This is a genomic window from Pseudomonas sp. AK-TSAG1-1, assembly GCF_056821665.1.
Genome location: NZ_CM165965.1, coordinates 5634898 through 5656167 on the forward strand (window position 1 = coordinate 5634898; position 21270 = coordinate 5656167).

20 protein-coding genes are annotated in these 21270 nt (G+C 59.9%); 14 read left to right on the plus strand and 6 right to left on the minus strand.

Features of this window, described 5'->3' with window-relative positions; translation table 11 throughout:
* The first annotated feature begins 42 nt into the window (after nucleotides 1-42).
* A complete protein-coding gene (locus AC1UK9_RS25600) occupies nucleotides 43-1032 on the plus strand; it encodes an alpha/beta hydrolase family protein (RefSeq protein ID WP_482578710.1) in 990 nt (329 codons plus the stop codon).
* Between the two features lie 129 nt (nucleotides 1033-1161).
* Here the strand turns inward: AC1UK9_RS25600 and AC1UK9_RS25605 are convergent, their stop codons facing one another.
* From AC1UK9_RS25605 to AC1UK9_RS25615, 3 genes are read right to left on the minus strand one after another with little or no spacing between them, the layout of a single operon-like run.
* The gene (locus tag AC1UK9_RS25605) at nucleotides 1162-1929 is read right to left on the minus strand and encodes a TerB family tellurite resistance protein (RefSeq protein ID WP_025108658.1); all 768 of its coding nucleotides are present in this window, start codon (nucleotides 1927-1929) and stop codon (nucleotides 1162-1164) included.
* A gap of 1 nt (nucleotide 1930) precedes the next feature.
* Nucleotides 1931-2602: an N-acetylmuramate alpha-1-phosphate uridylyltransferase MurU gene (gene murU / locus AC1UK9_RS25610; protein ID WP_482578711.1), complete on the minus strand. Its 672-nt coding sequence runs from the start codon at nucleotides 2600-2602 to the stop codon at nucleotides 1931-1933.
* Nucleotides 2599-3618, minus strand: coding sequence for an aminoglycoside phosphotransferase family protein (locus AC1UK9_RS25615; protein ID WP_473013736.1), 1020 nt, complete (start codon nucleotides 3616-3618; stop codon nucleotides 2599-2601). Before AC1UK9_RS25615 ends, murU begins: the two co-directional genes overlap by 4 nt.
* A gap of 130 nt (nucleotides 3619-3748) precedes the next feature.
* Here AC1UK9_RS25615 and AC1UK9_RS25620 point away from each other — a divergent pair, with 130 nt between their 5' ends.
* The 11 genes from AC1UK9_RS25620 to AC1UK9_RS25670 all read left to right on the plus strand — a co-directional run bounded on the left by AC1UK9_RS25620 (nucleotide 3749) and on the right by AC1UK9_RS25670 (nucleotide 17824).
* Complete coding sequence (locus tag AC1UK9_RS25620; RefSeq protein ID WP_025108655.1) at nucleotides 3749-6544, plus strand: LPS-assembly protein LptD; 2796 nt, start codon at nucleotides 3749-3751, stop codon at nucleotides 6542-6544.
* Nucleotides 6519-7841 carry a peptidylprolyl isomerase SurA gene (gene surA, locus AC1UK9_RS25625; RefSeq protein ID WP_029977375.1) on the plus strand — a complete coding sequence of 441 codons (1323 nt, stop codon included), beginning with the start codon at nucleotides 6519-6521 and terminating at the stop codon, nucleotides 7839-7841. Before AC1UK9_RS25620 ends, surA begins: the two co-directional genes overlap by 26 nt.
* Entirely contained in the window at nucleotides 7838-8827 is a 990-nt protein-coding gene (pdxA, locus tag AC1UK9_RS25630; RefSeq protein ID WP_482578712.1) for a 4-hydroxythreonine-4-phosphate dehydrogenase PdxA, read from the plus strand. The genes surA and pdxA overlap by 4 nt, the downstream gene beginning before the upstream one ends.
* Nucleotides 8824-9639 (plus strand): 16S rRNA (adenine(1518)-N(6)/adenine(1519)-N(6))-dimethyltransferase RsmA, encoded by an 816-nt coding sequence (gene rsmA / locus AC1UK9_RS25635; protein WP_025108652.1) that lies wholly within the window; start codon nucleotides 8824-8826, stop codon nucleotides 9637-9639. Before pdxA ends, rsmA begins: the two co-directional genes overlap by 4 nt.
* Before the next feature lie 114 nt (nucleotides 9640-9753).
* Entirely contained in the window at nucleotides 9754-10134 is a 381-nt protein-coding gene (gene apaG, locus AC1UK9_RS25640; protein WP_025108651.1) for a Co2+/Mg2+ efflux protein ApaG, read from the plus strand.
* Entirely contained in the window at nucleotides 10134-11015 is an 882-nt protein-coding gene (locus AC1UK9_RS25645) for a symmetrical bis(5'-nucleosyl)-tetraphosphatase (protein ID WP_482578713.1), read from the plus strand. The genes apaG and AC1UK9_RS25645 overlap by 1 nt, the downstream gene beginning before the upstream one ends.
* 33 nt (nucleotides 11016-11048) lie before the next feature.
* Nucleotides 11049-11378 (plus strand): thiosulfate sulfurtransferase GlpE, encoded by a 330-nt coding sequence (glpE, locus tag AC1UK9_RS25650; RefSeq protein WP_025108649.1) that lies wholly within the window; start codon nucleotides 11049-11051, stop codon nucleotides 11376-11378.
* A gap of 294 nt (nucleotides 11379-11672) precedes the next feature.
* Nucleotides 11673-13595 carry a PrkA family serine protein kinase gene (locus AC1UK9_RS25655; RefSeq protein ID WP_003228848.1) on the plus strand — a complete coding sequence of 641 codons (1923 nt, stop codon included), beginning with the start codon at nucleotides 11673-11675 and terminating at the stop codon, nucleotides 13593-13595.
* Nucleotides 13596-13700: 105 nt separating this feature from the next.
* Nucleotides 13701-14972 (plus strand): YeaH/YhbH family protein, encoded by a 1272-nt coding sequence (locus AC1UK9_RS25660; RefSeq protein WP_003228849.1) that lies wholly within the window; start codon nucleotides 13701-13703, stop codon nucleotides 14970-14972.
* The gene (locus tag AC1UK9_RS25665) at nucleotides 14969-16531 is read left to right on the plus strand and encodes a SpoVR family protein (RefSeq protein ID WP_473013740.1); all 1563 of its coding nucleotides are present in this window, start codon (nucleotides 14969-14971) and stop codon (nucleotides 16529-16531) included. Before AC1UK9_RS25660 ends, AC1UK9_RS25665 begins: the two co-directional genes overlap by 4 nt.
* A 63-nt stretch (nucleotides 16532-16594) precedes the next feature.
* Nucleotides 16595-17824, plus strand: coding sequence for a multifunctional CCA addition/repair protein (locus AC1UK9_RS25670; protein ID WP_482578714.1), 1230 nt, complete (start codon nucleotides 16595-16597; stop codon nucleotides 17822-17824).
* A gap of 84 nt (nucleotides 17825-17908) precedes the next feature.
* On the opposite strand, the gene folK is transcribed toward AC1UK9_RS25670, so the two are convergent.
* Both folK and folB read right to left on the minus strand, forming a co-directional pair.
* On the minus strand, nucleotides 17909-18427 hold the full coding sequence (gene folK, locus AC1UK9_RS25675; RefSeq protein ID WP_482578715.1) for a 2-amino-4-hydroxy-6-hydroxymethyldihydropteridine diphosphokinase: 519 nt from the start codon (nucleotides 18425-18427) through the stop codon (nucleotides 17909-17911).
* On the minus strand, nucleotides 18418-18774 hold the full coding sequence (folB, locus tag AC1UK9_RS25680) for a dihydroneopterin aldolase (RefSeq protein ID WP_016772885.1): 357 nt from the start codon (nucleotides 18772-18774) through the stop codon (nucleotides 18418-18420). The genes folK and folB overlap by 10 nt, the downstream gene beginning before the upstream one ends.
* 74 nt (nucleotides 18775-18848) lie before the next feature.
* On the opposite strand from folB, the gene plsY reads away from it, so the two are divergent.
* Nucleotides 18849-19418 (plus strand): glycerol-3-phosphate 1-O-acyltransferase PlsY, encoded by a 570-nt coding sequence (plsY, locus tag AC1UK9_RS25685; RefSeq protein WP_025108645.1) that lies wholly within the window; start codon nucleotides 18849-18851, stop codon nucleotides 19416-19418.
* Nucleotides 19419-19441: 23 nt separating this feature from the next.
* On the opposite strand, the gene tsaD is transcribed toward plsY, so the two are convergent.
* A complete protein-coding gene (gene tsaD, locus AC1UK9_RS25690) occupies nucleotides 19442-20467 on the minus strand; it encodes a tRNA (adenosine(37)-N6)-threonylcarbamoyltransferase complex transferase subunit TsaD (RefSeq protein ID WP_482578716.1) in 1026 nt (341 codons plus the stop codon).
* 199 nt (nucleotides 20468-20666) lie between these two features.
* Here tsaD and rpsU point away from each other — a divergent pair, with 199 nt between their 5' ends.
* Nucleotides 20667-20882 carry a 30S ribosomal protein S21 gene (gene rpsU, locus AC1UK9_RS25695; protein ID WP_002551877.1) on the plus strand — a complete coding sequence of 72 codons (216 nt, stop codon included), beginning with the start codon at nucleotides 20667-20669 and terminating at the stop codon, nucleotides 20880-20882.
* Nucleotides 20883-21270: the final 388 nt, after the last annotated feature.

A 21270-nucleotide genomic window follows, 5' to 3' on the forward strand; every position in this document is an offset into this window, starting at 1 on the left:
CCCATTAGGCTGCCGGGATACTTTTCTGGCCTGGAATAACCGATGCCCTCTGTCTACCGCCTGGCAATGCCAGCATTGTGCCTGTCGCTGATCCTGCCTTGTGCGTTTTCCGTCGAAGCCGCTGATCCGGCGCCCGCCTCCACCGCCGAGCAACCGGCCGCCGAAAAACCGGCTGAACGCCAGCCACTGCTTGAGCGTAGTCAGGAAGAGGCCGCGGCACTTGAACGCAAAGTCCCGGCACAAGAACAGCAGCAATTGCAGGCCGGCGCCGACACCTTCCTCGCGCTGTGGAAACCGGCCAATACCGCCGAGCCAAAAGGCGCGGTGATTATTGTCCCAGGCGCCGGCGAAACGGCTGACTGGCCGCAAGTCATCGGCCCGCTACGAAATAAATTGCCCGACGTCGAGTGGAGCAGTCTGAGTATCACCCTGCCCGACCTGCAAAGCGATGCCATCGCACCGCGGGTGATGGCAGCCCCGGCGGCGCCGAAAGCTGCGGAAAGTGGCAGCAAGGATTCCACGACCGCCCAACCGATCGAGCAGGCCGCTGGCGGTGAAGCCGAGGTCGCAGACCAAGTGGTTGCCGAGACCAGCGAAGAGCAAGCCAAGGCTGACGCCGACCGCATCTTTGCGCGTATCGATGCCGCGATCGGCTACGCCGAACAGCAAAGTGCCCGGCACATCGTGGTGCTCGGTCATGGCACTGGCGCTTATTGGGCGGCGCGTTTTCTCAGCGAGCGGCAGACCGCCCAGGTGGAAAAATTCGTCATGGTCGACGCCCAGACACCGGCCAAGGCCAAACCGCAACTGGCCGAGCTGACGCCGACATTGAAGCTGCCGACGGCCGACATTTTCTACATGGACAAGGCGCTGGATCGCAACGCGGCGCTGGAGCGCATGCAGGCCAGCAAGCGCTTGAAGACTTCAGCCTTCAGCCAGGTGGCGCTCAAGGCATTGCCGGACAACAAGGCCGAGCAGGAACAGCTGTTTCGTCGGGTGCGTGGCTGGTTGAATCCACAGAAGACCGACTGACAGACCGGGTCGCCCCATTCGCGAGCAAGCCCGCTCCCAGCCTGATCGCGTTCCACCCGTTGGAATACGATCAGGCTGGGAGCGGGCTTGCTCGCGAAGAGGCCCTCATCAACAACTCAATTCTAACGATCAGCGAAAATCCCGCCTCGCCCGAATCAGGGTAAACGCGTTGTGCAGCTCGCGAGTTTTCTCGGTCGCCTCGCGCACCTGTTCCGGCGTCGCACCGCTGCCGGCAATCTTGTCCGGATGATGCCGACTGAGCAGGCGCCGGTAGGCTCGTTTGATCTGCGCCGGCTCGCTGGTCGCCGACACGCCGAGCAGGCGCATCGCTTCCTGATAGCTCACCGCCGCACTGACAATCGGGCGCTTGTTCGGCTCGTAGTCGCTGGCCAGCGCCTGTATCTGGTGCGTTGTCCAACCCAGCCACTTGCCCCACTGCGCCAACAGTTCACGCTCGCTGACGCCGGCGCGGCCGTCGGCCCAGACCATGCGCCAGCAGGCACGCAACACGCCTTCGGCCGCATGGGGCTGAGCACTCAGGCGCCGCAGATAACCGCGCAGGTGGTCGCCGCCGGATTTGCCGCGATTGAACGCGGCAATCGCCCGACGCCGTGCCGGCTCGCTCATCTCCAGCGCGTTCATTTCATTGCGCGCCTGCTGGATATGGCCGTCCGTCACCCGTCCATCACTCTTGGCCAGACGCCCGAGCAACACGAACAACAGTTCGTCGTTGCGCAACATCGGCCGCCCACCAAGTTTTTCCCGCAGATGTCCCCAGCTCTGCAAGTGCAGGCGCCGATCCAGCGCCTGCCCCAGCAAAGCCCCAAGCATGGCCCCCGGAATGCTGGCAATTGCAAAACCCGCTCCGGCTCCAATCAGAGTCCCTGGCCACAACATATCAACGACTCGCTTTTATCAATGCTTCAGCTTCGGCCAGACGCTCGTGCGTACCGACATCGACCCAGTGACCTTTCAGGCGCTCGCCCGTGACCTGTCCTTCTGCCATCGCGTTGCGCAGCAGTGGCGCAAGCTTGAACGCGCCGTCCGGGCAGCCATCGAACAATTGCGGATGCAGGACCGCGATGCCGCTGTAGGTCAGGGTTGGCGCGTCCGGCTGGCCATCGATCACCTGACCGTTGGCCAAGGTGAAATCGCCGCTCGGGTGATGGGCCGGATTGTCCGCCAGCACCAGATGGGCCAGACCGTTGATCGGTTGATGCAGCACGCTGAAGTCGTAATCGGTCCAGATGTCACCGTTCACCACCAGAAAGGCATCGTCACCGAGCAACGGCAAGGCCCGGAAAATCCCGCCGCCGGTTTCCAGCGGCTCGCCTTCCGGCGAGTACTGAATGCTCACGCCAAACTGCGAACCATCGCCCAGGTAATCCTCGATCTGCTGGCCGAGCCAGGCATGGTTGATCACGATTTCGCTGAAACCCGCCGCGGCCAGCGCGCGCAGGTGATACTCGATCAATGGCACGCCGCCAGCGCGCACCAGCGGCTTGGGGGTGGTCAGGGTCAGCGGGCGCATGCGCTCGCCCTTGCCTGCCGCCAGAATCATTGCCTTCATGCAGTCACTCCGCCACGCAGACTGGCGAGCAGCGCCTGCAGATCCGCCAGTTCAGGACGGCGCACGAGCACCGCTTCTATATAAGCAAAGAAACGCGGCACGTCGGCCAGATAACGCGGTTTGCCATCGCGATGGCAAATGCGGGCAAAGATGCCGATGACTTTCAAGTGGCGCTGCACGCCCATCAGGTCACTGGCACGCAGGAAGTCTTCGAAATCCGCCTGCACCGGGATGTTCAGCGCGGCGGCTTGCTGCCAATAAGTTTCCAGCCAGCCACGCACACGCTCTTCAGGCCAGCTGAGGAACGCGTCCTTGAACAGACAGGTCACGTCGTAGGTCACCGGGCCATACACCGCATCCTGGAAATCGAGCACGCCTGGATTCGGCTCACTGAGCATCAGGTTGCGCGGCATGTAGTCGCGATGTACCAGCACTTTCGGCTGGGCCAGGGCGCTGTCGATCAGCAGTTCGCTGACGGCTTGCCATTGCTGTTGCTGTGCCGCGTCGAACTCGATACCGAGTTCGCGCTTCACGTACCACTCGGGGAACAGTTCCAGCTCGCGACGCAGCAGTGCGACGTCGTAACTCGGCAGCGGCGCCACCATCGGCAATTGCTGAAAAGCCAACAGTGCCTGCAGGGCATCGCTGAACAAAGCGTCGGCATTTTCGCTGTCGATCACGTCCAGATAGGTCTTGTTGCCCAGGTCATTGAGCAAAAGAAATCCGCGTTCGAGGTCTTCGGCATAAATTTTCGGCACGTTAATTCCGGATTTCGCCAGCAAAAACGCGATATCCACGAACGGTTTGCAGTTTTCCTGAGGGGGCGGCGCGTCCATCACGACGAAGCTGCGGCCCTCGCCTTCCCAGCGAAAATAACGCCGGAAACTCGCGTCGCTGCTGGCCGCGGTCAACGTGGCCGGGGGCACGGCGCCCCAGCCCTGATCTGCAAACAGGATTGCCAACTGCTCATCGAGCCAAACTTTCAGGTGTTGCAAGCGTACATCTTGGTCAGGCATTGCAAGGGTCTCCGACGGCGCTAGCCGTCAAGCGGGTCATGCTTTATTATCCAGCATCTTTTTCAGACCATCGAGAGGCGTGCGGCCCACACCGCGGGCAGATGGCACGCAGGAAGCCCGGACTAATAAGATGGCATTGAAATCCCCCGCGTTTCGTAAAAAATTTCCGTTGTTGGTAACCGGCAGTCTGCTGGCTATGCAACCTCTGGCCAGCCAATTCGTTGTTGCCGCCGAGCAGTATGACTGCGCCGTCTCGGCAACGGGTGGCTGGGCGTGTGCGCCAAAGGCGCCGGCCGCTGCATTGCCGCCGCGTCCGGTACATGACGGCAGCGCCGTCAGCGCCGCTGGCGAAGCCCCGGCCCAGAACGGTTCCACTTCCGACACCGGCGCCAAACCTGCGCTGGTCACCGAAGCCAAGGGCCGCGGCCTGAAATCCCGTAGCGAAGACTACAGTCACCTCGACTGGGTTCCGCGCGAGAAGCTCACCGCCGCCCAATTGGCCGAGACCGGTCCTTACTGCTCTGGTTCCTATATCGAACCGATTCGTCCTGGCATGAATGACAAGACGAATAAAAGTGACGCACCGACCTTTATCGGCGCCAAGGCCTCGCGCTACAACACCGAAGATCAGGTGGGTACGCTGGCCGGCGACGTGGTTCTGCGTCAGGGCAGCATGCAGGTCGAGTCCGACGAGGCCAGCCTGTATCAGGCCGAGAGCCGCGCCGAACTCAACGGCGACGTACGCATCCGCGACAACGGCGCGCTGATCGTCGGCGACCACGCCGATGTGCAGCTCGACACCGGTGAAGCCAAGGTCGACAACGCCGAATACGTGATGCACAAATCGCGCATTCGCGGTAACGCGCTGTACGCCAAGCGTGCCGAAAACGCGATCATCCGCTTGAAGGACGGCACGTACACCACGTGCGAACCAAACAGCAACGCCTGGCAGCTCAAGGGCAACAACATCACCCTGAACCCTGCCACCGGCTTCGGCACCGCGACCAACGTGACGCTGCGGGTCAAGGACATTCCGATCCTGTACACGCCGTACATCTACTTCCCGATCGACGACCGTCGCCAGTCGGGTTTCCTGCCGCCGACCATCGGCACCGGCAGCGATACCGGCTTCACGCTGGTCACCCCGTACTACTTCAACCTGGCGCCGAACTACGATGCCACGTTGTACCCGCGCTACATGAGCAAGCGCGGCATGCTGGTCGAAGGCGAGTTCCGCTACCTGACCAAGTCCAGCGAAGGTCAGTTCGGTGCTGCGTATCTGAACGACGAAGATACCGATCGCAGCAAGCAGACCGACTACGAAAAGAATCGCTACATGTACAACTGGCAGCACAAGGGTGGTCTCGACTCCCGCGTGTACACCCAGGTTGACTACACCAAGATCAGCGACCCGTACTACTTCCAGGACCTGACCACCGATCAGATCGGGGTGAAGAGCGCCGACTACGTGAACCAGCAGGGTCTGGTTTCCTACCGTGGCGACTCGTACACCGCCACCTTGAATGCTCAGCAGTACCAGCTCGCTACCGTTTCGAACATCACGCCTTATGGTCGTCTGCCGCAGATCACCTTCAATGGTCAGCTGCCGTATCACCCGGAAGGCTTGAATTTCGATTACGAGACCGAGGTTGTGCGGTTTGATCGTGATCTGAAAACAGGCCAGTTCTCTGATGAAAACGGCAACCTGTCGGATCGACTGGACAAAAACGTGTCCGGGTTGGCCCGAGCTAATGGCACCCGCCTGAACCTGAAGCCAGGTGTCAGTCTGCCAATGAACTGGACCTATGGTTTCCTGAAGCCATCGCTCAAGTATCAATACACTCAGTACGATCTTGACCTTGATGGCCAGGGCAAAAATGATCTGGTAACAAACCGCAACGGCTCCTCCGCTCTCGGCGAGTCGTTCAGCAGCTCGCAGAACCGCGGCGTACCGATCGCCAGCATCGACAGCGGCCTGTACTTCGACCGCAATACCTCGTACTTCGGCAAGAACTACCGTCAGACGCTGGAACCTCGTCTGTTCTACCTTTATGTACCTGAGGAAGACCAGAAGGACATTCCGGTATTCGACACCAGTGAATACACCTTCAACTACGCCTCGCTGTTCCGTGACAACCGTTTCTCGGGCTCCGACCGTGTCGGCGACGAGAACAAACTGTCGCTGGGCGTAACCAGCCGCTGGATCGAAGACAATGGCTTCGAACGTCAACGCATCAGCGTCGGCCAGGCTTACTACTTCAAGAATCGTGAAGTACAACTGCCAGGCATTGATCCAAAGACCCGCGATGACGCGCAATCCAATGTGTCGCCATACGCGCTGGAATACGAATATCGCTGGAACCGCGACTGGCGCACCACTGCCGACTACAACTGGGATCCGGACAGCCGCAGCCCACGCTCCGGCAGTGCGATGTTCCACTATCAGCCTGAAGACAACCCGAACAAGGTCATCAACGCGGGTTACCGCTATCGCAATGACCAGGTTCGTTACGACCAGAGCACCGGCAAGTGGAGTATCGGCGGTGACTACGGCGAAGCGGGCAAACCGGGCTTCATCAAGGACTACTACAAGATCCAGCAGCACGACTTCTCGGTCATCTGGCCGATCGTGCCGCAATGGAACGCCATCAGCCGCTGGCAGTACGACTACAACCGCAACCGTACGCTGGAAGCGTTCGGTGGTTTCGAGTACGACAACTGCTGCTGGAAACTGCGCCTGATCAACCGTTACTGGGTGTCTTATGACGAGTTCAGTCAAGATGCCCCGCAAAACGAAAAAGGCGACCACGGCGTCTTCCTCCAAATTGTTCTGAAGGGACTCGGCGGCCTGACTGGCGCCAAGGTAGAGAGCTTCCTCGACAAAGGCATTCAAGGTTATCGTGAACGTGAAGACCAAGCTTTCTGATTGTCTGCGCCCGCTGCTGCTGGGCGCGCTGTTCCTGGGTACTGCGGCCAACGCCGCAGTACAGTCCATCGATAAAGTGGTCGCGATCGTTGATAACGACGTGGTCATGCAGAGCCAACTGGACCAGCGTGTCCACGAAGTTCAGCAGACCATCGCCAAGCGTGGTGGCGGCATGCCGCCTCCGGGCGTGCTGGATCAACAGGTGCTCGAGCGCCTGATCGTCGAAAACCTGCAACTGCAGATCGGCGAACGTTCCGGCATCCGCATTACCGATGAAGAACTGAACCAGGCTGTCGGCACTATCGCCCAGCGCAACAACATGACCGTGGATCAATTCCGCGCCGCCCTGGCTCACGACGGTCTGAACTATGACGACGCCCGTGACCAGATCAAGCGCGAAATGATCATCAGCCGTGTGCGTCAGCGCCGCGTGGCAGAACGCATTCAGGTCTCCGAGCAGGAAGTGAAGAACTTCCTCGCCTCGGACCTGGGCAAGATGCAACTGTCCGAAGAACTGCACCTGGCCAACATCCTGATTCCAACGCCGGAAAGCGCCAGCTCTGAAGCCATTCAGAGCGCTTACCGTCAGGCCATGGACGTTTACCAGCAACTCAAGCAAGGCGCTGACTTCGGTCAACTGGCCGTTGCCAAGTCCGGCAGCGACAACGCCCTGGAAGGCGGCGACATGGGCTGGCGCAAAGCCGCGCAACTGCCACCGCCGTTCGACCGCGAGCTGAGCAGCATGGCCGTTGGCGACATCACCCAGCCTGCGCGCACCCCGGGTGGTTTCATCATCCTCAAGTTGCTGGCCAAACGCGGTGGCGAAGCGCAGATGCGCGATGAGGTGCACGTGCGCCACATCCTGGTCAAGCCAAGCCCGATCCGTGACGAAGCCAAAACCAAAGCACTGGTGCAATCGCTGTACGATCGCATCCTGGCCGGTGAAGACTTCGCTGAACTGGCGAAGAACTACTCCGAAGACCCGGGCTCGGCGCTCAACGGCGGCGACCTGAACTGGATCGACCCAAGCGTGCTGGTACCGGAATTCCGCGAAGTGATGGCCAAGACCCCGCAAGGTCAGCTGTCCAAGCCATTCCAGACCCAGTACGGCTGGCATGTACTGGAAGTCCTTGGCCGTCGCGCCACCGACAGCACCGAGCAGGCTCGCGAGCAACAGGCGATGACTGTTCTGCGTAACAAAAAATACGATGAAGAGCTGCAAAACTGGCTGCGTCAGATTCGTGAAGAAGCCTACGTAGAAATCAAACTCCCTGGCGCAGACCAGGCAGCGCAGTGAAACCCAAGCGTTTCGCGCTGACACCCGGCGAACCAGCCGGCATTGGTCCCGACCTGTGCCTGCTGCTCGCCTCGCAAGCCCAGCCACACCCCTTGATTGCCATCACCAGCCGCGACCTGCTCCTTGAGCGGGCCGCGCAGTTGGGGCTGGCCGTCAACTTGTTGGAGGTGGCGCCCGGCCATTGGCCGGACGCACCCGCACCTGCAGGCAGCCTTTACGTCTGGAACACCCCGCTCAGCGCCCCCGTGGTTGCCGGGCAACTGGACAAGGCCAACGCTGCATTCGTCCTCGAAACCCTGACCCGCGCCGGTAATGGCTGCCTGAACGGCGATTTCGCCGCAATGATCACCGCCCCGGTACACAAGGGTGTGATCAACGAATCCGGCATCCCGTTCTCCGGGCACACCGAGTTTCTCGCAGACCTGACCCACACCGCCCAAGTGGTAATGATGCTCGCCACTCGCGGCCTGCGCGTGGCGCTGGTCACCACGCACCTGCCCCTGCGCGAGATTGCCGATGCGATCACCCCGGAGCGGCTGGAGCGGGTCACGCGGATTCTGCACGCCGACCTGCAAGATAAATTCGGCATTGCCCAGCCACGCATCTTGGTCTGCGGACTCAACCCGCACGCCGGTGAAGGCGGACACCTGGGCCATGAAGAAATCGACATCATCGAACCTACCTTAGAGCGCCTGCGCGGCGAGGGCATGGACCTTCGTGGCCCGCTGCCTGCCGACACTCTGTTTACCCCCAAATATCTGGAGCACTGCGACGCAGTGCTGGCGATGTACCACGACCAGGGGCTGCCCGTGCTGAAGTACAAAGGCTTCGGCGCTGCGGTCAACATTACCCTTGGCCTGCCGATCATTCGTACTTCGGTCGATCACGGCACCGCCCTGGATCTGGCCGGCAGCGGCAAGATCGACACCGGCAGCCTGCAGGTCGCCCTGGAAACCGCCTACCAGATGGCCGAGACCCGTTTATGACCGAGCAATACCAACACAAGGCGCGCAAACGCTTTGGCCAGAACTTCCTGCACGATGCCGGCGTCATCGACCGCATCCTGCGCTCCATCAGCGCCAAGCCTGACGACCGCATGCTGGAAATCGGCCCGGGCCAGGGCGCACTGACCGCCGGCCTGCTGAGCTCCGGCGCGCAACTCGACGTGGTGGAGCTGGACAAGGACCTGATCCCGATCCTCAACCAGCAGTTCGCCGGCAAGAGCAACTTCAACCTGCACCAGGGCGACGCGCTGAAGTTCGACTTCAACACGCTCAACGCGGCACCGAACAGCCTGCGTGTGGTCGGCAACCTGCCTTACAACATCTCCACGCCGCTGATTTTTCACCTGCTGAACAACGCCGGCATCATTCGCGACATGCACTTCATGCTGCAGAAGGAAGTGGTCGAGCGTCTGGCGGCCGGCCCGGGTGGCGGTGACTGGGGTCGCCTGTCGATCATGGTTCAGTACCACTGCCGCGTAGAGCACCTGTTCAACGTTGGCCCGGGTGCGTTCAACCCGCCGCCGAAGGTCGACTCGGCCATCGTCCGCCTGGTGCCGCACGCAGTACTGCCGCATCCGGCCAAGGATCATCGCCTGCTCGAGCGCGTCGTTCGGGAAGCCTTCAACCAGCGTCGCAAGACCCTGCGCAACACCCTCAAGCAATTGATGACCGCCGCCGAGATCGAAGCCGCCGGTGTCGATGGCAGCCTGCGTCCCGAGCAACTGGACCTGGCCGCGTTCGTGCGCCTGGCCGACAAGCTCAGCGAGCAAGCCCCCGCTCCCGCCGCCGACTGACTGGCGATGAACGCTATCGGGCAGGACGCCACTCTGGTTTACTGCCCGATACTTGCCTAGACTGATTCCCCATCAGCTACGCCTCGCGTTCCGCTTTGCTTAAGGCCCTTTTGCATGTCCGATCCTCGTTACCAGGTCGATGTCAGTGTCGTCACCCACTATCTGGCAGACCAATCGCAACCCGAGCACGACCGCTTCGCCTTCGCCTACACCATCACCGTGCAGAACAATGGAGAGAAGCCCGCTCGCCTGATGTCGCGACACTGGGTGATCACCGATGGCGACGGACATGTCGAAGAGGTTCGCGGCGCAGGCGTCGTCGGCCAGCAACCGCTGATCGACGCTGGCAAAAGCCACACTTACAGCAGTGGCACGGTCATGACCACCAAGGTCGGCACCATGCAGGGCACCTACGAAATGGTCGCCACCGATGGCAAACATTTCGACGCAATCATCAAGCCCTTCCGCCTCGCCGTCCCCGGAGCCCTGCACTGATGACGACGTATGCCGTAGGTGATCTGCAAGGCTGTCTCGAACCGCTCAAGTGCCTGCTCAGGCAAGTGGCGTTCGACCCGGCGCGCGATCGACTCTGGCTGGTCGGCGATCTGGTCAACCGTGGGCCACAATCGCTGGAAACCCTGCGTTTTCTCTATGGCATGCGCGAGTCGCTGGTGTGTGTGCTCGGCAATCATGACCTGCACCTGCTGGCTGTCAGCAGGCACGTCGAGCGCTTGAAAAAGTCCGACACCCTGCGCGAGATCCTCGAAGCACCCGACGGCCCTGTACTGCTTGAGTGGCTGCGCCAGCAAAAGCTGATGCACTACGATGAGCAGCGCGATGTCGTCATGGTTCACGCCGGCATTCCGCCGCAATGGTCGCTTCGTCGTGCCTTGAAGTGCGCTGGCGAAGTGGAAACGGCTTTGCACGATGACCATCTGCTCCCGGCGTTTCTTGACGGCATGTACGGCAATGAACCCGCCAAATGGGACAACGACCTCAAAGGCGTCACCCGCCTGCGCGTCATCACCAACTATTTCACCCGCATGCGCTTCTGCACCGCCGAGGGCAAACTCGATCTCAAGAGCAAGGAAGGCCTCGACACCGCACCGCCAGGCTACAAGCCGTGGTTCCAGCACAAAGAGCGCAAGACCCGTGGTTTACGGATCATCTTCGGCCACTGGGCTGCACTCGAAGGCGATGTCCACGAACCGGGCATCTCGGCACTGGACACCGGGTGTGTCTGGGGCGGCAGCCTGACACTGATGAACGTCGACAGTGGCGAACGCGTGTCGTGCAAATGCGATGAACACGGTGACCTTGCGCCAACCGTCGCACCACTTATCCCCGAAACGTCGCCAGTCAACGTCCCGCGTTAGACTGCGCATTCTGCCGAGCTACAGGAACCCGCCATGAGCGAATTCAAACGAATCCCCCCGGAACAGGCCCAGGCCCTGCGTGAGCAAGGTGCGGTGGTGGTCGATATCCGCGACCCGCAAACCTACGCCGCGCTGCACATCGCCGGCTCGACCCATCTGGATAACCATTCGATCTCGGAATTCATCCGCAACGCCGATCTCGACGCACCACTGGTGGTGGTCTGCTATCACGGCAATTCCAGTCAGAACGCGGCCGCCTACCTGATCAGTCAGGGCTTCTCCGACGTCTACAGCATGGATGGCGGCTTCGAGTTGTGGCGTACGACTTATCCTGCGGAAACCGCGCAAGGCACCGCCGAATAATTTTTTTGTCACGTGCAGGCCCCGGCTGCCGTGGGCCTGCGCGCGGCAGACGAACGGTCTGCGACAACTAATTGCGTATCTCGCCTTTACCTCCCGAATTCCCAACTATCCTTAAGCCCAGGCCATCCAAAACAGGGGAGAGCCGGTACACCGGCGCACGGGTCATCGGGAGTGACTTTCAAGGTTGTCGACCGCGAAAGTGTTCTGGGGGGTAAACAAGCGGCCACCGCGGCTGCTTGCCAGCATCGACTGAGTGATCCGGCGTCGGCTCCACGTATCGAGCGAGGTGACGTCATGAGTATCTTTAGCCACTTCCAACAACGCTTCGAGTCCACACGCCAGGAAGAACTCTCGCTGCAGGAGTACCTGGAGCTGTGCAAAAAGGACCGCAGCGCTTACGTTTCCGCCGCCGAGCGTCTATTGATGGCAATTGGCGAACCCGAGCTGCTCGACACGTCGACCAACTCACGGCTGTCGCGGATCTTCTCCAACAAGGTGATCCGTCGCTATCCGGCCTTTGAAGACTTCCACGGGATGGAAGAATGCATCGACCAGATCGTCTCGTATTTCCGCCATGCCGCCCAAGGTCTGGAAGAGAAGAAACAGATCCTCTATCTGCTCGGCCCCGTCGGTGGCGGTAAATCGTCGCTGGCCGAGAAGCTGAAACAGCTGATGGAAAAAGTGCCCTTCTACGCGATCAAGGGCTCACCGGTATTCGAATCACCCCTGGGTCTGTTCAACGCCACCGAAGATGGCGCGATCCTCGAGGAAGACTTCGGCATCCCACGGCGCTACCTGAACACCATCATGTCGCCTTGGGCGACCAAGCGCCTGGCCGAATTCGGCGGCGATATCAGCCAGTTCCGCGTGGTCAAGCTGTACCCGTCGATCCTCAACCAGATCGCCGTGGCCAAGACCGAACCGGGCGACGAGAACAACCAGGACATTTCCGCTCTGGTCGGCAAGGTCGACATCCGCAAACTCGAGGAATACCCACAGAACGACGCCGACGCCTACAGCTACTCCGGTGCGCTGTGCCGGGCCAACCAGGGCCTGATGGAATTCGTCGAAATGTTCAAGGCACCGATCAAGGTGCTGCACCCGTTGCTGACCGCCACTCAGGAAGGCAACTACAACAGTACCGAAGGTCTTGGCGCCATTCCGTTCACCGGGATCCTGCTCGCCCACTCCAACGAATCGGAGTGGCACACCTTCCGCAACAACAAGAACAACGAAGCCTTCATCGACCGGATCTACATCGTCAAAGTACCGTACTGCCTGCGGGTCAGCGACGAGGTGAAGATTTACGACAAGCTGCTGTTCAACAGCTCCCTGGCCAAGGCCCACTGCGCGCCCGACACCCTGAAGATGCTGGCGCAGTTCACTGTGCTGTCACGCCTCAAGGAGCCGGAAAACTCCAACATCTATTCGAAGATGCGCGTCTACGACGGGGAAAACCTCAAGGACACCGATCCGAAAGCCAAATCGATTCAGGAATACCGCGACTCGGCCGGCGTCGACGAGGGCATGAACGGCCTGTCGACCCGCTTTGCGTTCAAGATCCTGTCCAAAGTGTTCAACTTCGATCCGCATGAAATCGCCGCCAACCCGGTGCACCTGCTCTATGTGCTGGAACAGCAGATCGAACAGGAACAATTCCAGGCCGAGACCCGCGAGCGTTATCTGCGCTATCTCAAGGAGTACCTGGCACCGCGTTATATCGAATTCATTGGCAAGGAGATCCAGACCGCGTACCTGGAGTCTTACAGCGAATACGGTCAAAACATCTTCGACCGCTACGTGCTGTACGCGGACTTCTGGATTCAGGATCAGGAATACCGCGATCCGGAAACCGGCGAGATCCTCAACCGCGTCGCGTTGAACGAGGAACTGGAAAAAATCGAAAAACCGGCCGGCATCAGCAATCCGAAAGATTTCCGCAACGAAATCGTCAACTTCGTACTGCGTGCCCGGGCCAACAACAACGGCAAGAACCCGACCTGGCTCAGCTACGAAAAACTGCGGGTGGTCATCGAGAAAAAAATGTTCTCGAACACCGAAGACCTGCTGCCAGTCATCAGCTTCAATGCCAAGGCCAGCAAAGAGGATCAACAGAAACACAACGACTTCGTTACTCGAATGGTCGAACGCGGCTACACCGACAAACAGGTACGACTGCTGTCCGAATGGTACCTACGGGTCCGGAAATCGCAGTAAAACAGCTACAAGCCTCAAGCTACGAGCTGCAGGGAAAAAGCGTGAACGCTGTGCTTCTACTTGCAGCTCGCAGCTCACAACTTGAAGCTGCCCGGAGGGCCTCCTATGAGCTATGTGATCGACCGACGCCTCAATGGCAAGAACAAGAGCACGGTGAACCGCCAGCGTTTCCTGCGGCGTTACCGTGATCACATCAAGAAGGCCGTCGAAGAGGCGGTCAGCCGGCGCTCCATCACCGACATGGAGCACGGCGAACAGATCAGCATTCCCGGTCGCGACATCGACGAACCGGTGCTTCACCACGGGCGCGGCGGCAAGCAGACCGTGGTTCACCCCGGCAACAAGGAATTCACCGCCGGCGAGCACATCGCCAGGCCACCGGGGGGTGGCGGCGGACGTGGGCCGGGCAAGGCTGGCAACTCCGGCGAGGGCATGGACGAATTCGTCTTCCAGATCACCCAGGAAGAATTCCTCGAATTCATGTTCGAAGACCTTGAACTCCCTAATCTGGTGAAACGTAACCTCAGCGGCACCGACACCTTCAAGACCGTGCGCGCCGGGATCAGCAACGAAGGCAATCCCTCGCGGATAAACATTATCCGCACCCTGCGCTCGGCTCATGCCCGGCGCATTGCGCTGTCCGGCAGCAGCCGCGCCAAGCTGCGCGAAGCCAAAGAGGAACTGGCGCGACTCAAACGCGAAGAGCCGGACAACTTCGGCGATATTCAGGAACTCGAAGCCGAAATCGAGAAACTCAGCGCACGCATCCATCGCGTGCCGTTCCTCGACACGTTCGACCTCAAGTACAACCTGCTGATCAAGCAACCCAACCCCAGCTCCAAGGCAGTGATGTTCTGCCTGATGGACGTTTCCGGCTCCATGACCCAGGCCACCAAGGACATTGCCAAGCGCTTTTTCATCCTGTTGTATCTGTTCTTGAAGCGTAACTACGACAAGATCGACGTAGTCTTCATCCGTCACCACACCAGCGCCCGGGAAGTGGACGAAGAGGAGTTCTTCTATTCGCGGGAAACCGGCGGCACCATCGTTTCCAGCGCGTTGAAACTGATGCAGGAGATCATGGCCGAGCGCTATCCGAGCAACGAGTGGAACATCTACGCCGCTCAGGCTTCCGACGGCGACAACTGGAACGATGACTCGCCGATCTGCCGCGACATCCTGATCAATCAGATCATGCCGTTTGTGCAGTACTACACTTATGTGGAGATCACCCCGCGCGAACACCAGGCCCTCTGGTACGAATACGAACGCATCGCCGAAGCCTTTTCCGACACGTTTGCCCAGCAGCAGCTGGTCTCGGCCGGGGATATTTATCCGGTCTTCCGTGAACTCTTCCAGCGCAGGTTAGTGACATGACCGCCAAAGAGCAGAAACGCCAACCCATTTCCACCGGCTCCGAATGGACATTCGAGCTGATTCAGGCCTACGACCGCGAGATCAGCCGGCTCGCCGATCGCTACGCCCTGGATACCTATCCCAACCAGATCGAAGTGATCACCGCCGAACAGATGATGGATGCCTATGCTTCGGTCGGCATGCCGCTGGGGTATCACCACTGGTCCTACGGCAAACACTTCCTCAGCACCGAGAAATCCTACAGTCGCGGGCAGATGGGGCTGGCCTACGAGATCGTGATCAATTCGGACCCGTGCATTGCCTACCTGATGGAAGAAAACACCATCTGCATGCAGGCGCTGGTGGTGGCTCACGCGTGCTACGGCCACAACAGCTTCTTCAAGGGCAACTATCTGTTCCGCACCTGGACCGATGCCAGTTCGATCATCGATTACCTGGTGTTCGCCAAGCAGTACATCATGCAGTGCGAGGAACGCCACGGCATCGATGCAGTGGAGGACCTGCTCGACTCCTGCCACGCCCTGATGAACTACGGCGTCGACCGCTACAAACGCCCGTATCCGATATCCGCCGAGGAAGAACGTCGGCGGCAAAAGGACCGCGAAGAGCACATGCAGAAACAGATCAACGATCTGTGGCGCACCATCCCCAAAGGTGCGGACAAATACAGCGACAAGGACAACGCACGCTTCCCGGCCGAACCGCAGGAGAACATCCTGTATTTCATCGAGAAGCACGCCCCGCTGCTGGAGCCGTGGCAGCGGGAAATCGTGCGGATCGTGCGCAAGATTGCCCAGTATTTCTATCCACAGCGCCAGACCCAGGTGATGAACGAAGGCTGGGCAACGTTCTGGCACTACACGTTGATGAACGATCTGTACGACGAAGGCCTGGTGACTGACGGCTTCATGATGGAATTCCTCACCTCGCACACCAGCGTGGTGTTTCAGCCAGGCTTCGACAGCCCCTACTACAGCGGCATCAACCCTTACGCACTGGGCTTTGCGATGTACCGCGATATCCGGCGCATGTGCGAAGAACCTACCGAGGAAGACCGCCGCTGGTTCCCGGACATTGCCGGCACGGACTGGCTCTCATCCATCAAGTTCGCCATGAGCAGCTTCAAGGATGAGAGCTTCATCCTGCAGTACCTGTCACCGAAAGTGATCCGCGATCTGAAGTTGTTCAGCATCCTCGACGACGACCAGAAGGACGACCTGCTGGTGCCGGCGATCCACGACGAAACCGGTTACCGGATCATCCGGGAAACCCTGGCCGCACAGTACAACCTCGGCAATCGTGAACCAAACGTGCAGATCTACAGCATCGACCGGCGCGGCGACCGTTCCCTGACCCTGCGCCATCAGCAGCACGACCGCAAACCACTGGGCGACTCCACCGACGAGGTACTGAAACATCTGCACCGGTTGTGGGGCTTCGACATTCACCTGGAAACCCTGCAAGGCGACCAGATCATGAAAACCCACCACGTACCGCCACGCAGTGAACACAGCGAAGGGGATTACGGCAGGCTTGATCTGGCCGTGATTCATCTTTGATCCGGTTTTGGCCTCCGAAAGTCCGGCGCAAGGGTTATCCTGTCGGGCCAACGGAGGTTTTTTATGCAGATTTACAAGGTCGGCGGCGCAGTACGTGATCGCCTGCTCGGGTTACCGGTTACCGACATCGATTGGGTGGTGGTCGGGGCCACGACAGAAGAGATGCTCGCCCAGGGTTATCGTCCGGTCGGCGCGGATTTCCCGGTGTTTCTTCATCCCAAGACCGGCGAGGAATACGCCCTCGCCCGCACCGAGCGTAAAAGCGGCCGCGGTTATGGCGGCTTCACCTTTCACGCCAGCCCCGAAGTGACCCTTGAAGAAGACCTCATTCGCCGTGACCTGACGATCAACGCGATGGCCGAGGACCGCCAGCAGAATCTGACCGATCCTTATCACGGCCAACGCGACCTCGAAAATCGAATCCTGCGCCACGTTTCCCCGGCGTTTGCCGAAGATCCGCTCCGTGTATTGCGCGTTGCGCGCTTTGCCGCTCGCTATGCCGGGCTGGGTTTCACCGTCGCCCCAGAGACTCTCGAACTGATGACTCAGCTCAGCGAGTCCGGCGAGCTGCAAGCCCTGACCGCCGAGCGCAGCTGGAAAGAGATCTCGCGCGCGCTGATGGAAGATCAGCCACAGGTGTTCATCCAGGTGTTGCGTGACTGCGGCGCCTTGAAGGTCTTGATGCCGGAGGTGGACGCACTGTTCGGCGTGCCGCAGCCGGAGGCCCATCACCCGGAAATCGACAGCGGCATCCACACCCTGAGCGTGCTCGAACAAGCGGCGCAGCACCAACAGCCTCTGACCGTGCGCTGGGCCTGCCTGCTGCATGACCTCGGCAAAGGCCTGACTCCGGAAGAAGAGTGGCCACGGCACATCGCACATGAGCATAAAGGGCTGAAGTTGATCAAAGCGGTCAACGAACGTTTCAAGGCACCGAAAGATTGTCAGGAACTGGCACTGCTGGTCGGCCAATATCACACCCACAGCCACCGCGCCCTGGAACTGAAGGCGTCAACCTTGCTGGAGTTACTGCAGAGCTTCGACGTTTATCGCCGTCCGCAGCGCTTTGAGGAGTTTATCGTCGCGTGCGAGATGGATGCTCGCGGCCGCAAGGGACTGGAACAGCGCAGTTATCCACAGGCAGATTATTTGCGCGGCGCGGCGAAAGTAGCACGGGAAGTCGCGGTACAGCCGTTGCTGGAGAAGGGATTCAAAGGGCCGGAACTGGGCGAAGCGCTGAAGCGCGAGCGACTGAAAGCGCTGAAGACCTATAAAGACACAGCGTCAGCCTGAAAAGCTTCGCGAGCAAGCCTGCTCCCACAAGGGAAATACATTCCAAATGTGGGAGCGGGCTTGCTGGCGAAGGCGGCAGTCAACTCAACGAAGATCCGAAGGCGTGAGTTGCTGCCCGCGCCATTCAAACCCGACCGGCGCCAACACCTGATCAATCTGCGCCTCGGCCCACAACGTCGCGAAGCTTTTTCCTACACCCGGATGCACCCGATCCGGCGCAATCAGCGACAGCGGCCACAGCACAAAAGCGTTTTTCAGAATTTCGGCACGCGGCAGGATCAAACCGTCAAAGTTACCCGTCAGTTCGCCGTACAACAGCACGTCGATATCCAGCGGCAAACCCTTGCGGTCCGGTGCATAGCGACCGTTATCGGCCTCGATGTATTTCAGGCGCCGATCCAGCTCCATCAACGGCAGATCGGTAAACGCCGAGACCACGAAGTTGAAGAACGGCCCGCTCTTGATCCCCACCGGCTGGCTCTCGAACACCGCCGAACAGCGGATATCCACGAGGAATGTCGCCAAAGCGTCGAGCCCGGCGCGCAAATGGGTATCACGCTCGATATTGCTACCGAGCCCAAGGTAAACCTGAGTCAGCGACATCCGCGCTCGATCTCCACACCCACACCACCCTTGGCTGCCGGCACGGCGCCTGGCTTGGTCAGTTTCAGACGAACCCAGGTGATCTTGAATTCGGCCATCAGCACTTCGACCAATCGCTCGGCGAAGGTCTCGACCAACTGAAATTGCGCCTGCTCGGCAAAGGCCTGGATGCGCGTGGAAACGCTGGCGTAATCGAGCGCCAGCGTCAGGTCGTCACCAGCCGCGGCCGGGCGATTGTCCCAGGCGAAGCTCAGATCAAGACGCAGACACTGTCGGATGCCGCGCTCCCAGTCGTAGGCACCGATCACGGTGTCGACTTCCAGGCCCTCGATAAACACTCTGTCCAAGCACTTTTCTCCGCTGCACGACAAGGGCGCAATGCGCCGTTAGAATCAGGGCGTCCTCGCCCGGAATAGTTAGCATGTTTTGGTTACTGGCGACTCTCGCCTACCTGCTCGGCTCGCTGTCCTTCGCCATTTTGCTCAGCCGCCTGACCGGAAACCCGGACCCGCGAATGAGTGGCTCGGGTAATGCCGGCGCCACCAACATGCTGCGCCTGGCCGGCCGCAAACTTGCGATCCTGACCCTGCTCGGTGATCTGTGCAAAGGCCTGTTGCCGGTGCTGATCGCAGCGGCCATGGGCCTTTCGCTGCAGGATCAGGCCTGGATCGGCGTGTGCGCCGTGATCGGTCACCTGTTCCCGCTGTATTTCCGTTTTCGCGGCGGCAAAGGCGTCGCCACGGCTGCCGGCATGCTGCTGGGCCTGTATCCGCCCGCCGCGCTGCTGGCGGTATGCGCCTGGCTGCTGACGTTCTACCTGACCCGTACCAGCTCGCTGGCGGCATTGATCGCCACGCCCCTGACCCTGCCATTGCTGGCTTGGCAGGAACCCGAAGCACTGCTGCCAATGAGCGCGTTGACGCTACTGATCGTCTGGCGCCACCGCGGCAATCTACGCGACCTGTTTGCCGGGCGCGAACGGCATTTTTAAATACCGCTCATGAGCGCCGCTCATCACAACGCCGACAGCTGCTCCATCGGCCAGCGCGCCTGCACGCTGATCGCCAGGCTTTCCTGCTGACCAGCCTGCAGACGCTGGCAACCGGCAAACGCGATCATCGCGCCATTGTCGGTGCAGAACTCGGGACGGGCGTAGAACACATCGCCCTTCATATCGCCGAGCATCTTTTCCAGCGAAACACGCAACGCCTTGTTGGCGCTGACGCCGCCAGCGATCACCAGACGCTTCATGCCGGCCTGTTTCAGGGCGCGTTTACACTTGATGGTCAAAGTCTCCACCACCGCCTGCTGGAACGCCAGCGCGATGTCGCAACGGGCTTGCTCGCTGTCGTCCCCGGCGCTGACGCATTGCTGCCAGGTGTTAAGAGCGAAGGTCTTCAGACCGCTGAAGCTGAAATCCAGACCCGGGCGATCACACATCGGACGCGGGAAAGTAAAACGTCCTGCAACGCCCTTCTCCGCCAACTTGGCGATTTCCGGTCCGCCCGGATAATTGAGACCCATCATTTTTGCAGTCTTGTCGAACGCTTCGCCGGCGGCATCGTCGAGGGTCTCGCCGAGCAGGCTGTATTGGCCAATGCCATCGACCTGAACCAGCTGGGTATGACCACCGGAAACCAACAAAGCGACGAACGGGAATTCTGGCGGTTTTGGCTCCAGCATCGGCGCCAGTAAATGACCTTCCATGTGGTGCACACCGAGCGCCGGAATACCCCAGGCAAACGCCAGCGCCTGGGCGCAAGAAGCACCGACCAGCAGCGCCCCGACCAGTCCAGGACCTGCGGTATAGGCGATGGCATCGATCTCGGTCGTCACGCAGTCGGCTTCAGCCAACACCTGACGAATCAAGGGCAGCATGCGTTTGACGTGGTCACGCGAGGCCAGCTCCGGTACCACACCGCCATAGGCACGGTGCAGGTCGATCTGACTGAACAGCGCGTCGGCCAGCAGGCCGCGTTCACTGTCATATAATGCGACGCCGGTTTCGTCGCAGGAAGTTTCTAATCCCAGTACTAGCATGGGTTTGCGCCTTGTTTAGGCTGAATTCGAAGGCGCGCATAATAGTCGCCGCGTGATGCCCCGACCAGCGGTTTTCGATCAGAGGCTTTGCATTCCGAGCGATGAGGGGTTAACATCCGCAACCCTTAAAAACCGACGTCTTCAAGTGCTCTTTTGCCGCGAGGATGTTGACCCCGGTAATGAATGAAGGTAGCTCTGGATGCCAGCCGTCAAAGTTAAAGAGAACGAACCCTTCGACGTAGCTCTGCGTCGTTTCAAGCGCTCCTGCGAAAAAGCCGGTGTACTGGCTGAAGTTCGTAGCCGCGAATTTTACGAGAAGCCAACTTCTGAGCGTAAGCGCAAAGCAGCAGCCGCTGTTAAGCGTCACGCCAAGAAAGTTCAGCGCGAACAGCGCCGCGCCGTTCGTCTGTACTAATACGCAGACGTTCGTAGCAAGCTTCTTGCCTAAGCCCGGCCCTCAGCCGGGCTAATGGCATTTGCGTAAAACGCTTGATGCTTCACCGTCGAAGCCGCAGATGCGACCGAGACAAAACTGCTTCACCGCGTCAGGCCTGGCTTTTTTGCCAGCGGTGCACGTCTTTCTGACGAGCCTTTCAAGGCTACTGACGAGCACACCCACTGATTCCTCTCACGACGATCAGCCCAAGGCACCTGCATGCGTGCCCGCTTTATTGAGCTATCCGAGGCCCTTGACCGGCCGTCAGCGGATTCAGCGCAACACTTTCAAATAGTCGAAAACTGATGAGCACTAACGTCAGTGGATTTTCGGCAGATACACTTCCCGACAGCGATCACGCAACCGA

Excerpts from the sequence above, each read along its gene's own strand:
- glpE (WP_025108649.1), top strand. The coding sequence starts at position 11,049 with ATGAGCGAATTCAAACGAATCCCCCCGGAACAGGCCCAGGCCCTGCGT.
- AC1UK9_RS25605 (WP_025108658.1), bottom strand. The coding sequence starts at position 1,929 with ATGTTGTGGCCAGGGACTCTGATTGGAGCCGGAGCGGGTTTTGCAATT.
- rpsU (WP_002551877.1), top strand. The coding sequence starts at position 20,667 with ATGCCAGCCGTCAAAGTTAAAGAGAACGAACCCTTCGACGTAGCTCTG.
- plsY (WP_025108645.1), top strand. The coding sequence starts at position 18,849 with ATGTTTTGGTTACTGGCGACTCTCGCCTACCTGCTCGGCTCGCTGTCC.
- rsmA (WP_025108652.1), top strand. The coding sequence starts at position 8,824 with ATGACCGAGCAATACCAACACAAGGCGCGCAAACGCTTTGGCCAGAAC.
- AC1UK9_RS25600 (WP_482578710.1), top strand. The coding sequence starts at position 43 with ATGCCCTCTGTCTACCGCCTGGCAATGCCAGCATTGTGCCTGTCGCTG.
- AC1UK9_RS25660 (WP_003228849.1), top strand. The coding sequence starts at position 13,701 with ATGAGCTATGTGATCGACCGACGCCTCAATGGCAAGAACAAGAGCACG.
- apaG (WP_025108651.1), top strand. The coding sequence starts at position 9,754 with ATGTCCGATCCTCGTTACCAGGTCGATGTCAGTGTCGTCACCCACTAT.
- AC1UK9_RS25615 (WP_473013736.1), bottom strand. The coding sequence starts at position 3,618 with ATGCCTGACCAAGATGTACGCTTGCAACACCTGAAAGTTTGGCTCGAT.
- AC1UK9_RS25670 (WP_482578714.1), top strand. The coding sequence starts at position 16,595 with ATGCAGATTTACAAGGTCGGCGGCGCAGTACGTGATCGCCTGCTCGGG.
- tsaD (WP_482578716.1), bottom strand. The coding sequence starts at position 20,467 with ATGCTAGTACTGGGATTAGAAACTTCCTGCGACGAAACCGGCGTCGCA.
- murU (WP_482578711.1), bottom strand. The coding sequence starts at position 2,602 with ATGAAGGCAATGATTCTGGCGGCAGGCAAGGGCGAGCGCATGCGCCCG.
- AC1UK9_RS25620 (WP_025108655.1), top strand. The coding sequence starts at position 3,749 with ATGGCATTGAAATCCCCCGCGTTTCGTAAAAAATTTCCGTTGTTGGTA.
- AC1UK9_RS25665 (WP_473013740.1), top strand. The coding sequence starts at position 14,969 with ATGACCGCCAAAGAGCAGAAACGCCAACCCATTTCCACCGGCTCCGAA.
- folK (WP_482578715.1), bottom strand. The coding sequence starts at position 18,427 with ATGTCGCTGACTCAGGTTTACCTTGGGCTCGGTAGCAATATCGAGCGT.
- AC1UK9_RS25645 (WP_482578713.1), top strand. The coding sequence starts at position 10,134 with ATGACGACGTATGCCGTAGGTGATCTGCAAGGCTGTCTCGAACCGCTC.
- AC1UK9_RS25655 (WP_003228848.1), top strand. The coding sequence starts at position 11,673 with ATGAGTATCTTTAGCCACTTCCAACAACGCTTCGAGTCCACACGCCAG.